The sequence below is a fragment of the Stieleria varia genome, from assembly GCF_038443385.1.
In the GTDB taxonomy this organism is placed as follows: domain Bacteria; phylum Planctomycetota; class Planctomycetia; order Pirellulales; family Pirellulaceae; genus Stieleria; species Stieleria varia.
The window spans coordinates 5,232,364-5,245,938 of the sequence record NZ_CP151726.1 but is presented as its reverse complement, the minus strand read 5'-3'; the positions used below and the strand labels follow the sequence as shown (position 1 = coordinate 5,245,938).

General features: G+C 58.5%; 8 protein-coding genes. All 8 read left to right on the top strand.

The window, feature by feature from the left end:
- The first annotated feature begins 156 nt into the window (after nt 1-156).
- The 8 genes from mch to Pla52nx_RS17630 all read left to right on the top strand — a co-directional run bounded on the left by mch (nt 157) and on the right by Pla52nx_RS17630 (nt 13,069).
- The gene (gene mch, locus Pla52nx_RS17665; RefSeq protein WP_231742284.1) at nt 157-1,155 is read left to right on the top strand and encodes a methenyltetrahydromethanopterin cyclohydrolase; all 999 of its coding nucleotides are present in this window, start codon (nt 157-159) and stop codon (nt 1,153-1,155) included.
- Nucleotides 1,152-2,075 (top strand): ATP-grasp domain-containing protein, encoded by a 924-nt coding sequence (locus Pla52nx_RS17660; RefSeq protein ID WP_146522032.1) that lies wholly within the window; start codon nt 1,152-1,154, stop codon nt 2,073-2,075. Before mch ends, Pla52nx_RS17660 begins: the two co-directional genes overlap by 4 nt.
- Nucleotides 2,072-3,757 (top strand): fatty acid CoA ligase family protein, encoded by a 1,686-nt coding sequence (locus tag Pla52nx_RS17655; protein ID WP_146522033.1) that lies wholly within the window; start codon nt 2,072-2,074, stop codon nt 3,755-3,757. The genes Pla52nx_RS17660 and Pla52nx_RS17655 overlap by 4 nt, the downstream gene beginning before the upstream one ends.
- Before the next feature lie 758 nt (nt 3,758-4,515).
- Nucleotides 4,516-6,336: an AMP-binding protein gene (locus Pla52nx_RS17650; RefSeq protein ID WP_146522034.1), complete on the top strand. Its 1,821-nt coding sequence runs from the start codon at nt 4,516-4,518 to the stop codon at nt 6,334-6,336.
- Nucleotides 6,329-7,639, top strand: a complete 1,311-nt coding sequence (locus Pla52nx_RS17645; RefSeq protein ID WP_146522035.1) for a thiolase family protein — start codon at nt 6,329-6,331, stop codon at nt 7,637-7,639. Before Pla52nx_RS17650 ends, Pla52nx_RS17645 begins: the two co-directional genes overlap by 8 nt.
- Nucleotides 7,639-9,831 carry a 3-hydroxyacyl-CoA dehydrogenase NAD-binding domain-containing protein gene (locus tag Pla52nx_RS17640; RefSeq protein WP_146522036.1) on the top strand — a complete coding sequence of 731 codons (2,193 nt, stop codon included), beginning with the start codon at nt 7,639-7,641 and terminating at the stop codon, nt 9,829-9,831. The genes Pla52nx_RS17645 and Pla52nx_RS17640 overlap by 1 nt, the downstream gene beginning before the upstream one ends.
- A 66-nt stretch (nt 9,832-9,897) precedes the next feature.
- On the top strand, nt 9,898-11,952 hold the full coding sequence (locus Pla52nx_RS17635; protein ID WP_146522037.1) for an acyl-CoA dehydrogenase family protein: 2,055 nt from the start codon (nt 9,898-9,900) through the stop codon (nt 11,950-11,952).
- Between the two features lie 121 nt (nt 11,953-12,073).
- Nucleotides 12,074-13,069 carry a patatin-like phospholipase family protein gene (locus Pla52nx_RS17630; RefSeq protein ID WP_197454889.1) on the top strand — a complete coding sequence of 332 codons (996 nt, stop codon included), beginning with the start codon at nt 12,074-12,076 and terminating at the stop codon, nt 13,067-13,069.
- The last annotated feature ends 506 nt before the right edge of the window (nt 13,070-13,575 follow it).

Here is a 13,575-nt window from a genome sequence, read left to right as displayed (position 1 = left end):
GGGCTTTATGGTCATGATCGAACCCTTCGAAGCCCGTGGCTAGCGCCATCGGCTCACAAGGCCCGTGGCTAGCGCCATCGGCTCACAAGGATTGCGTGACGCGCCAAATCAACAGCCCGCTAGACAGGCAGGCGATCTTGCGAGACATTTTTTCTCATGAATGCCAACCCGAATGAGTCGCAGATGCTGTCCATCAATTCACGAGCCGCCCGATGGATCCCCCGCAGCCCGTCTGACAATGCGATTCGCGGCACATGCGTGGCGTCGGTCGAAGGTGCGACGCTGCTGGACGCCGGCATCAATCGCCCCGGTTCGCTTGCCGCTGGACTCCTGTTGGCCAAAATCTGCATGGGCGGTGAAGCCGACGTGAGCATCACTCCCTGCGACCCCGGCACATTCGCCGTTGAAAACGGTGTGTTCGTTCACACCGACAATCCACTGATCTCCTGCCTCGGATGCCAGTACGCAGGGTGGCCGATTCAGACCGACGATTTCTTTGCCATGGGCAGCGGCCCGATGCGTTTGCTGAGGGGCAAAGAACCGGTGCTGACTGAACTGGGGCTTACCGAACCGAGCGAACATGCAGTGGGAGTCTTGGAGTCGGACAAGTATCCCAGTGCATCGGCCATCGCGTTGATCGCCAAAGACTGTGGTGTATCGCCTGATAAAATCTCTCTGGCGATTGCCCCCAGCACTTCGATCGCCGGCAGCGTCCAAGTGGTCGCGAGAAGCATCGAAACTGCCATGCACAAACTGCACGAACTGGAGTTTGACGTGACCTCCATCATTTCGGCAACCGGTTTCGCTCCGCTGCCGCCGCCCGCAAAACCGGGCGACATGGTTGCCGGAATCGGACGAACCAACGATGCGATGCTGTACGGAGCCCGCGTGACTTTGTGGGTGGAGTGCGATGATGAGGAAGTCGCCGAGTTGATCGCGGAAGTCCCCAGTTGTTCCTCGTCCGACTACGGGCGTCCCTTCGCACAAATCTTCAAGGACTACGAATACGATTTCTATAAGGTCGACCCATTGTTGTTCAGTCCCGCGATGGTGACGATCCACAACCTTTGTTCCGGCCGCACGTTCTCCGCAGGCAAACTCGACGTCGATGTGCTCAGAACCTCGTTCGGGTTAAGGGCTTCGTTGGGGTCATGACCGGCTTCCGTTTTCTCGTGCTGGGCGGTGGCCCCGGTTGGCACTTCGATCAACTCGCCGCCGCGGCCGATCACGCCGGCGTGTCGCTCTCGCAAGCGAGCTATGAATCGCTGCAGTCTGACATTGATGCGTCGAACGACTCTCGCAGCCCCGTCCAGTTGCGTTGCGATGCGGGGAGGTTGAGCGAATTCGACGCGATCTTGACACGCACGATGCCAGCCGGATCGATGGAACAGATCACGTTTCGTCTGGCGATCCTGCACGCGCACGCAGCAGCCGGTTACCCAATCATCAACTCGCCGCGGGGATTGGAGGTTGCGATCGACAAGTTCGCGACTCTGGCCGTTGCCGCAAACTTGGGTTTCGCCGTACCGGCAACACGAGTCGTCCAATCGCGTCGCGCAGCAATGGACGCGTTTCGCGAACTCGGCGGCGACTGCGTGGTCAAACCGATCTTTGGCGGCGAAGGACGCGGGGTGATGCGGATCACGGACGAACAACTCGCTTGGTACACGTTTGCGACTCTCGAGCGTTTGGATGCCGTTTTCTATGTTCAGAAATTCGTTTTGCCGGGAGGCCGTGATACACGACTTTTGGTGATCGGCGAAGATGTGTTCGCGATCAGGCGAGAAAATCCCGCCGACTTTCGCACCAATGTGTCCGTCGGCGCCTTGCCTTCGCGAATCACGCCCAGCGAACAACTGACAGGACAAGCGTTGCGGATCACCAAACGGATCGGACTGACCTTTGCATCGGTGGACTTCATCGATTCCGACCAGGGTCCGATGTTGTTGGAGGTCAACGCGATTCCAGGTTGGCGGGGTGCTCAAAGTGTGATCCACGAAAACTTGGCCGAGCGGATCATTCATGCCCTGCAGCAAACCTGCGTTCCTGATGCAAACGCGGCGGTTTCCTCATGACATCTACGGATCGAAACGTTGCCGCACGACTGAGGGCCATCGCCGGATTGACGCCCGGAGGGATCGCCATTGCACAACCCGACGGTCCGCCCCAACCTGACGGCAATCGAAGTTACTCGCTGACAACCTTTCAGAGCTTGGACGAATCCAGCGAAGCCATCGCGAGGGGATTGCTGCGTTGGGGCGTTCGCCCGGGCATGCGTCTGGCGATGCTGGTCCCGTTCAGCGCTCAATTCATTGAGCTCGTCTTTGCATTGCTCAAAGCAGGCGTGGTGTCCGTATTGATCGACCCCGGAATGGGCCGCAAACACTTGGTTCGCTGCCTGGCGGACGCTCGACCAGATGGATTTGTGGGAATCCCCAAAGCGCAAGCCGTACGCTCGGTCCTGCGTGGTCGATTTCCTGACGCTCGGTGGAACGTGACGGTGGGGCGTCGCTGGTTTTGGGGTGGAAAAACGCTGGCGCAAATCAAATCGCTCGGCGAAAAGCCACTGGATTCAACCGACGTCGCGATGCCGAGCGTCACTGATGGTGATCCCGCCGCAATCATCTTCACCACCGGCAGCACCGGTCCACCCAAGGGCGTGCTCTACACGCACGGAACATTTCATTCGCAAATCGATCGCATCCGCGCGCGTTACGACATCCATCGCGGCAGCAAAGACCTCGCGTGCTTTCCATTGTTCGGTTTGTTCGACGCCGTGATGGGTGTGACCACGGTGATCCCGGACATGGACCCGACTCGACCAGCGGACGTGAATCCGCAGCGATTAGTGGAAGCCTGCCAGCAATGGGAGATCGACCAAGCGTTCGGTTCACCGGCACTTTGGAACACCGTCGTCCGCTGGGCTGCAAACAACAACGTCCCACGTCCCTTTCCAACACTCAAACGCGTGCTCTCCGCCGGCGCTCCGGTTCCCGCAGAAACGATGCTGCGGCTCCGCGAACTGATCGATCCCGATGCCGACATTCACACGCCCTACGGTGCAACCGAAGCCTTGCCGATCGCATCGATCGAGTCGCGTCAAGTCATCGCGGAAACAGGGCCGGCCGCCGCGAAAGGCAAAGGTGTCTGCGTGGGCACGCCATTCCCCGACGTGCAGTGGCGCGTGATCGCAATCGATGACGGACCGATTGCCGACATCGCGTCCGCTCAGATCCTGCCGACGGGCAAGATCGGTGAGTTGATGGTCAGTGGCCCCATGGTGACGACACAGTATGTTGTTCGGGCGGATCAAAACGCGATTCACAAAGTCGCCGATGGAGATCGCGTGTGGCATCGGATGGGTGACGTCGGCTACTTGGATGATGGCAACCGATTTTGGTTCTGTGGCAGAAAAGCTCATCGCGTGGTTGACGGCAACAAGACTTGGTTCAGCGTTCCCTGCGAAGCGATCTTCAACGCACATCCAGCGGTGTACCGAAGCGCCTTGGTGCCACGCGGCCAGCGACCCAATCAAAAACCGGTCGTCATGGTAGAAACCTATCCAGACCGATTGCCACAAACCGATGCGCAGCGCAGTGAACTGGTCGCCGAGTTGCTGGACTTGGCCAAACGCAATCCGCTGACCATGCGGATCGACGAAATCATCGTGCGTGATTCTCCACTACCGGTGGACATTCGCCACAACAGCAAAATCTTTCGAGAACAGCTCGCCAACGAGCTCGCCGGCGACGCTTAGCTTGGACCGCTCAAAGTTTGGTGTTGTTTTTTTCTTGCTTCCGCCGAGACAAGCTCGACGGAAGGAGCTTCGCGGAACAAAACATGCAAAACCAAAACCCGTGTCACCTCCCCCAACGAACTTGGGGTGACGTCTCGCTTAGGCGAATGCGAGGGCGGTGGGCCTGTCTGAGCAAGTCAATGATTGGGAATCGCAAAACGCTTGACGGGGCACGCTATCGACTTGGAAAGTCGAGCGACGATTGTCGTTCGACTTTCCAAGTCGAAAACGAACACCACCATCCGCGCAAACACAAACCAAACGAGCTGAGCCGAGTCTCATGACTGCCACCTCTCCAGCTGTGCCGGGAGAGGTGACAGAAACTTGCGTAGCGACACAGTGCCACAACCCCAGATTTTGATCAGCCCAGACCACGCGTCAAACAGAACCGCGATGACGGCAAACCGACAAGGGTAGAGAAATTGCCTTTATAGGTTTTTGGCGGGATTTCAGTTCACGCTAGCTGGACATTGGCGTATAATCGAGTGCATGACAGGGACATTGACCATGGCCCGGTTTGATCGATCTTCCTGGACTGCAAGGCAGTGGCAGCGGCAAGCTGCCCCACGTCGTCCGATAGGCGTGCTAATCAACCACTGAGGGGTTCCGTTTCGGTTCACCACCACAGTCCGGTCTCGCAATGGAAACCCGCGAGCGAGACGGAACCCCCTCACCGGGCCACCTTCGGCGCACGAGCGCCGACGAAGGGAGGTCTCGCGATGTTGAATTCGAACCCGAGCGGGGGCGATGGAAACGCACGTTCCCCCATTCATGATGAATCCGTTCATCATGACACCGCTATCGCTTCGCAAATGATGGATGCCTTGCGGCAGTCCTCTCCCAAGCGGTCGTCGGTTCGAGCGAGCGGTCTGTCGAGCTACCGAAACGTACCGTGTTTTGGCGTCTTGCAGCACGCGGCCGAGCAATTGCCCGATCGTGTCGCCGTTCAGTACGGTGAAACGCAATTTACTTTTCGAGACCTCAACGCGGACTCGATCCGATGTGCGGCCATGCTGCAACGGCTAGGCGTACGCCCGGGTGATCGCGTTGCGATCCTATTGCCCAATGTTCCTGAGTTTGCCATCGCGGCAAACGGGATCTGGCGGGCCGGGGGCGTTGTGCTGGCGCTCAGCCCATTGATGGTCTCAAGCGAAATCAGCGCGATGCTGAAATCCACTCGTTGTCGATTCGTGATTGCGTTGGACTTGTTGACCAGTTTGCTGGACGACGGAGCCAAGAGTAACGCGAAACAAAATCGCACAACGCTGTTGGTTTCCATTCGTAAACACTTGGCTGCGCACGAGCAAATCGGATACTTGCTCAAACGCGGTTACCAATGGTTCAGTCAACGTAGCAATACGGCGGAGAACACCATTGGATGGTTTTGGGAACAAATGGATGAAATCGATCGGGCTTGGCAACCGATCAACATCGACCCGGCTGGCGATCCGGCATTCATTCTGCCCACCGGCGGGACGACGGGGCAACCCAAAGCCGTGACTCTCAGCCACACGAACTTGGTCGCCAACGCATGGCAACAGTACGTGTGGACGAAGCGTTCGTTTGGCATCGAAAAGATGCTAGCGGTGCTACCTTTCTTTCACAGTTACGGCATGTCCGCAACGTTGATGGGCGGCGCGATGATGGGGGCAACCTTGGTGATGCATCATCGATTCAATACCGCGCAAGTCATCCGACTGATCGAAACGCACCAACCGTCGGTGATGCACGCCGTGCCGGCGATGCTCGTCGCGATGAACGCACACTTGGCCTCCCATCCTACCAGGTTGGATTCGTTGCGATGGGTGATCTCGGGGGGCGCATCCCTCGACCCGGCCACGGCGATCGAGTTCGGCAAGCACTCCAACGCGTTGATCGTGGAGGGATTCGGTTTGAGCGAAGCCTCTCCGGTCACGCACGTGGGACACTTGTTCCGCCCTGCTCGCTACGGCGTGATCGGTTTGCCGTTGCCCCACACCAAATGTCGAATCGTAGATCCCAATGACTTGTCGATCGACATGCCCGTGGGGGCGGTCGGCGAGCTGGCGATCAAGGGACCGCAAGTGATGCTGGGATACTGGGGTGATGCGACGGCAACTCGCGAAGCCATTCAAGACGGATGGTTGTACACGGGCGATTTAGCGGTCCGCCATCCCGACGGCTACTACAGCATCGTCGGTCGAAAGAAAGACCTCATCATCACCTCCGGGTTCAACGTGTATCCCAAAGAAGTCGAAGCGAAGTTGAAAGACTTCGCGGGCGTGCGTGACGCGGCCGTGATCGGCGAAAAGGATCCCCAACGCGGGGAAATCGTTTCGGCGTACGTGGTCATGGAACCTGGCGAGGAAATGGATGAAGCCGCGTTGCGTGCTCACTGCGAGAAATCGCTGTCCAAGCACAAGCGTCCCCGGAAGTACACCGCATGTTCAAACGATTTGCCAAGAAACTTTCTCGGCAAAGTCATCCGCCGAAAGCTGAGGGAAGCCAGCGAGTCGGCGGAATCGAGTGTCGCCGCGCCAGGAGGATCTCAAGATGAATAAGCCAAAGCCACTTGCCGTGATCAGCGGTGCTCGGACGCCGTTGGCCAAAGCGTTCACCGTTTTGCAAGACGTCAGCGCCGTCGATTTGGGCGTTCACGCTGTCACGTCCGCTGTCCATGCCGCAGCCGTGCAACGCGAAGGGTTCTCGATCTCGGATATCGACGAAGTCGTGATGGGAAACGTCGCCGGACCGGCCGACGCAGCGAACATTGCTCGCGTGATCGCCTTGAAGTCCGGTCATCCGATCGACCGGATCGCGCACACGGTCAATCGCAACTGTGCCTCGGGCATGGAGTCCGTGCTCGACGCGTGGACATCGATCTCGTCAGGACGTGCTCGTTTGGCCGTCGCTGGCGGCACCGAGTCGATGTCACAGATTCCGATGTTGGTTTCACCTTCGGCAGCGAAACGCTGGATGCAGTTGGGTCGAAGCAAGACGATGTGGCAACGCCTCAAAACACTGGCTTCGTTCCGTCCCTCCGACTTCAAACCCGTGATCGGCGTGCAACTCGGATTAACTGATCCTGTCAGCGGCCTGAACATGGGCGAGACGGCGGAGGTGCTGGCATCGGAGTTCGCGATCACGCGAGCAGACCAGGACGAGTACGCGTTGATGAGTCACCAGAAAGCCGCCGCGGCGCAAGAGAAGTGTTTTCTGTCGGGTGAAATCACGCCGCTGCAACTTGGTGATCGCGATCCGATTCGCAAAGACAACGGACCGCGAGCCAACCAGTCGATGGAACAACTCGCCAAATTGCGACCGATCTTTGATCGCAACGGTACCGTCACGGCGGGCAACAGTTGCCCGTTGACCGACGGAGCCGCTGCGCTGGTGCTGACGGACGTGGAAAACGCCAAGTCGTTCCCTGCTCCGTTGGGCTACGTGACGGACTACGCGATCGCGGGTTGCGATCCCAGTCGAATGGGGCTCGGGCCGGTCTTCGCAACCGCAAAACTTTTCAAACAAAGCGGCTACACGATGCGTGATTTCGATCTGATCGAGATTAACGAAGCGTTTGCCGCCCAAGTCATCGCTTGCGAGCGTGCGGCGGAATCAAAATCGTTTGCGGCGAAAGAGCTGGGCATGGATTCGGCATTGGGGACATTTGCCAGAGAGAAAACCAATGTCCACGGCGGCGCAATCGCACTGGGGCACCCGGTGGGAACGACCGGCACGCGGCTGATTCTGACATTGTTGCGTGCATTGAAGGCAAGCGGAGGGCGACGGGGATTGGCCACGCTGTGTGTCGGCGGAGGCCAAGGTGTCGCGATCGTGGTGCAAACCGATTTGGAGATGAACTGATGAACGCTCATGACTACAAGAACTTTACCGTGACGGAAGTCGGCGCGATCTGCCATGTGGTACTCGACGTGCCCAATCGGCCGATGAACGTTCTGCAGCACGACGTGATGACCGAGCTGGAAAGAATCGTTTCCGACCTGGAGGAAAACGTCACCGCCTCCGTCGTCCTGTTCGAAAGCGGCAAGGAAAGCGGGTTCCTGGCCGGCGCCGACATCGCCATCATTGAATCGATCCAATCGCCCGAGCAAGCCGAAGCGTTGCTGGTGGCAGGGCAATCGCTCTTTGCACGCATTGAACGTCTGCGAATGAAAACGGTCGCGGTGCTGCACGGGCCCTGCCTCGGTGGCGGCTTGGAGTGGGCACTCGCATGTGACCATCGATTAGCCCGCGACAACAGCAGCACCAAAATCGGATTACCGGAAATCAAACTCGGCTTGATCCCAGGCTGGGGAGGCACGCAACGTTTGCCGGCTCGTGTCGGCTTGGCCGCCGGTCTGAAGATGATCCTGCAGGGGACTCAGGTCGATGCGGGACGCGCGGCGCGGATGGGACTGGTCGATCGCGCGATCAAGCCAGAGAATTGGACCGAAGAAGTCAACGCGTTTGCGCACCTGTTGGCGACGGGTAAGAAACCGCGTCAACGTATCGTGCGACGTTGGTTCAGCAGGCTGATCGATTCCACGTCGATGGGCCGCCGCTACATCCTCAAGACAGCTCGACGGAGCATTGCGAAACACGCGGATCATTATCCAGCTTTGAGCTCGGCAATCGACGCAATTTCCGACGGCTATCGAGGGGACCGCAGCGGGTTTGATACCGAGCGAAGTGAGTTCATCAAGCTGCTGGCCACACCGACGTGCCGACAACTGCTGAGACTGTTCTTTGCCCGCGAGTCCGCTCGAAATCCACGGACGTGGACGCCAGGCGAGACGCGTGCGGTAATGGAATTGCCGATTCGCAAGGTCGGCGTGGTCGGCGCCGGTGCGATGGGCGCTGGCATCGGACAGCTCGCCGCAACCCGCGGATACTCGGTCTGCCTCAAAGAAATCGATGCGGCGACCGCGGAGAAGGCACGTGTGAACGTGGACCGGATGATCGACGAGTACGCCGATCGCAAGCGTTTCGATGACGGGCAACGCGTTGACCTGCGTTCCAAGGTTTCTGTGACGGCTCTGCAAGTCGACTTGGCCGACGCGGACTTGATCGTCGAAGCCGTCGTGGAACGAATGGATGTCAAACAACGAGTGCTGGGTGATCTGGAGCCGATGGTGGCAAAGCATTGCATTTTGGCGACCAACACATCGTCGCTCAGCGTCGCCGAGATGAGTAAAGGCCTGCAACGACCGGACAATTTCGCCGGATTGCACTTCTTCAATCCCGTTCACGCGATGGAGTTGGTCGAGATCGTCCGTGGACCAACAACCTCCGAGGCGACCGTTGCCCGATTGGTCACACTGGTGCGTGCACTCGGCAAGACACCGATCGTGACGAACGATTCACCCGGGTTCCTGGTCAACCGCGTGTTGTTTCCTTATTTGGGCGAAGCGATCCGGATGGTCGCCGAAGGTCACAGTGTCGAGTCGATCGATCGTGCGGTCAAGCGTTTTGGCATGCCGATGGGACCACTTGAATTGTTGGATCAAGTCGGCTTGGACGTGGCACTGCACGTTGCCGGTGGATTGCAAAGCGTGCTGCCCGATGCTTCGGCGGTGATCGACACGTTGCAAACGATGGTGGATCGCGGCCACTTGGGCAAGAAAACCAAGGTCGGATTTTACGACTACCACGAGAAACGCAAACGCGTTGCGGTAACGCAACAGAAGTCGAGGCGAGTGATGCCCGCCACCATTCCTGGAGGATTCCCTGGCGATTCACTGGATGACACGCAACGTCGTTTGGTCTACCCGATGTTGGCCGAATCGGTCCGCTGTTTGGAGGAGCACGTGGTCGCAGACGCTTGGGCGATCGATCTGGCGATGGTTCTTGGCACCGGTTTTGCGCCGCATCGAGGCGGACCGCTGTCCGTCATCGATTCGATCGGTGCGGATCGTGTAATGGGCAACATGAAAATCCTCCGGTCGATCCACGGACCACGGTTCAGTCCTCCCGAGTCATTGATCGCAATGGCGGGCAGTGGACAGCGTTTTTTGGCGACCAGTCTCAGCAAGCAACCAGCAACGGCAAAACCATGATGCATTGAAGCGACGATTCCGGCTGACGAACTGGGGCAGTGAGTTTTCACAAACAGGAGAGTAACAATGAGTACTGACATCAATCACAACACGCCGCTCAACGACGACAGCGTCTTGGTCACCGGTCACACCAAAGAACAACCGGTATCCACGGACACCACGTTGCCATCCGATAATGGGGCAACGGACGACGTGGTTCGCTCCAGTGGTCCTGAGTCGTTCGCCGAAGTCGCGTTGCGTCTTGGCGGTGCGTCGGAAGAGGAAGCCAAGCGAACGGGCGTCTTGGACACCGCGGACGATCAAGTGGAAGATTTGTTTGCGACCAAGTATCAAACGGTCAGCAGCCCGATTCACCGTGCTGTCTGGGATCGTCGCGTCGACACGGAAACGTTTCGACCGAGCTTGTCGTTGCCCAGTGAAGCCGTGCAACGTGTGATCGATCGCAGTGTCGAAATCACTCGGATGCATCGCGACCGAGGGACATTGTTCAACTCAGCGGGCAAGATCACCGACGAAGTCATGATGGACTTGGCCGATGCGGGTTACTGGGGATTGCTGGTCAGCCCTCAATACGGTGGTAGCGGCGCGACCATGCGTGATTTTGCCAGAATGATAACGCGAATGGCGACGGTCGATCCGACAGTGGCAGGCTTGGCGTCCGTCCACGGTTGCATCGGCGCCGTTGATCCCGTTCGATCATTCGGCACGGACGACCAAAAGGAACGCTTGCTGCCTGGGCTGGCCGACGGATCACGTCTCTCCGCGTTCGCGTTGACCGAACCCGGCGCCGGCAGCGACTTGACCGCGCTGAAGACCACGGCAGTTCGCGACGGAGATGAATACGTCGTCAACGGCAAAAAGCTTTTCATCACCAATGCGACTTATGGGCGAACGATCGGGCTGGTTTGCAAGATCGATGGACGGCCGGCGGTGTTGATCGCCGAGCTGCCAGCTACCGACACGGAAACCTTTCACATCGACAGCTACGGCCTGTACGCGCTGCGTCACGCACACAACAACGCGTTAGTGTTCAAGAATTTCCGCGTCCCGGCCGAGAACTTGCTACAGCCGATGCGGGGAGACGGGCTGACGATCGCCTATCACGGATTGAATCTCGGACGTGTTTCCTTGTGTGCCAACGCGGCCGGAGCGATGCGATGGATGTTAGCGGAAATGTTGCCTTGGGCACAGTTTCGAAAGACGTACGGTCAGTCGATCGATCAACGCGAACTGGTGCGTCGCCGCGTCGGTCGCATGGCCGGTTTGATCGTCGCCTGCGATGCGTTGACCCACTGGTGCGCGAACTTGCTCGATCAAGGATACCGCGGGGAGATGGAATGCATCATCGCCAAGATCTTCGGCAGCGAGTCGCAAAAGGAAGCCGCGATCGAGCTGTTCATGAAGACCCACGGTGGCCGTTCCTTTCTGCACGGACACTTGTTTGGCGACAACGTGCACGACTTCTTGGCTCCGTGCATTTATGAGGGCGAAGGAGAGATGCTGGCGATGGCATTCTTTAAGTCGCTCGTTAAGGCGCACGGCAAGCAGTACTTTGAACCGATCGGTCGCACGCTGAACGATCTGGGAGTGCGTCAACCCAGCCTGATCAATCCGGCGCACCTGTGGGCGTTGCGTGGGCCGATGATGAAATACGGCAGTTGGTACGGTAAACGCATGATAATGGGTTCGTCATGGTCGACCGTGTCGGGCGGCTCCGGCGACTTCACCAACGAACTGAATGGTCATGTACGGTTTGCGCAAGATCTCTTGTCGCGCAGTGCGATGGAGATCAGTTCAACGATGCGCCGGCATCAACTGAAGCTTGCGGATCGTCAATGCCGCATGTCGGCTTTGTCCTTGCGTGTGCAGAACGCCGTCACCATGTTGGTCACAGCGTTGTACGCGGCAGAAGTCAAGGATCCAGTCACGAGGGCAGCGGCCGACACGGTTTGCCGAGAGCTACGTGGCAAGCTGACCGGTCGAGCCCCCAGCGATGCGGACTATCGACAAGTCACACAATTGGGAGCAACCATCGCGAACGACGGCTGGAGTGAACTGTCCGGCATCAAGTCCGGTCCGATCATGCAGTCGTACCCAAGTACGTCAGGCTTTCCAGCCTGACTTACCCCACGTACGTCAGGCTGTCTAGCCTGACCTACCCCAAACAAGTCAGGCTAGAAAGCCTGACGTACACGAGCCTGACTTACGATACATGTCAACGCACCAGGAGGCATTGAGATCGATGAAACTACTTGATTTACCTGCTCTGCCGAGCAGCAAGACTGCTGCGCCAGAACCAGGGCCATGTCGCGCTGTCGTCACCTTGGGCGGTGGCGGTGCGCGTGGATTAGCACATTTGGGTGCACTGGAAGCGATCGGCGAGTCAGGAGTTCTAACCGAGCGTATCGTTGGTGTCAGCATCGGAGGTCTGATGGGCGGCTTGTATGCCGTTCATCAAGACATCTACCGTATGCAAGCCGCCGCGATGCAACTCCTTGACTCGCCGATGTTTTCCGCTTCATGCAATCAACTGCTCGGTTCTGCGTCACAGGTCGGATCGCGAGGCAAGGGTCGTGTCGTCGCGACACCACCCTCCAGCGTCTGGTACAGCGATTGGTACACTCGCATCGTTCGCTTGATCCGCACCGGTCGGCATGTCGGTCGATTGCTCAGTGGGCCGGCATTGATGACCAGCGGCATCCTTGACGAAGCGATCGAGCAATTGATACCGGACATCGATCTGCAAGAGACGGCGATCCCGATCAGCATCGTCGCCGCCGACTTGGTCAGTGGGCATCGCATCGTTTTGGAAACTGGTTCGTTGCGTAAAGCGATCTTGGCATCGACCGCGATCCCCGGCTTCTTTCCGCCCGTGGCATGGGGCGATGCGATGTTGTGCGACATCGGAGTGTTGGATTCGTTGCCGTTGACGATTGCGAAATCGTACCCCGCGGACTTGGTCATCGGAGTGGATGTGGGCAGCGGGCTGCAACGCTCCGGCCCCTGTGAGTCGGCAGTAGAAGTGATGATGCGGGTGGAAGAGATCGGCGAGCAACTGCACCGTCGTCACTCGTTGCGACACGGCGACCTGATCATCCGTCCCGATGTGGGGCATCGCCACTGGTACGATTTTCGAAATCCCGAGCGACTGATCGAAGAAGGCCGCCGAGCGGGACGGCGTGTCCTCGCCGAGCTACCGCATCGAAAGTTCTCACAGCGAGTTTGCGCGCCCACGTAGTCGCGTCTCTCTCGGAACGTGCGGAAAATAAGTGTCGCAAAATCCACTTAGCAATCATCGCTTCGCGTGATTTTGGTAACGAGAGTGGACACTTATTCTCCAAACCGACCACGAAGTGGTTAAACAACATAGCCTGGGGTCGCGGCGAAGCCAGCGCACCCCGGGTTAGCTCCGATAGCTGCGGAGCAGCGACAGCATACAGCATGGGGTGCCAACCCCATGTTTCTGCAAGCGAGTCCGCCCAGAAGCTGCGGAGCAGCGACAGCATAGAACGTTTGGTGTAGCCCACAGCACGCGGTGGTCCGGATGCAATCTGTCGCCGCTCCGCGGCTTGTTGGCGGCGTCGGGCGGTGTTCACCTGGGGCTCGCGCCCCAGGCTGTATGCTGTCGTCGCATCCGCGACTGAGGGGTTAGCTAAATCCACTTATTGTCGCCACGCCCCAAAGGGGCCGAACATGAAAGCCCAGGGCGACGCAGCGCCGCCCTGGGCTACTTTTTTCTGTCCC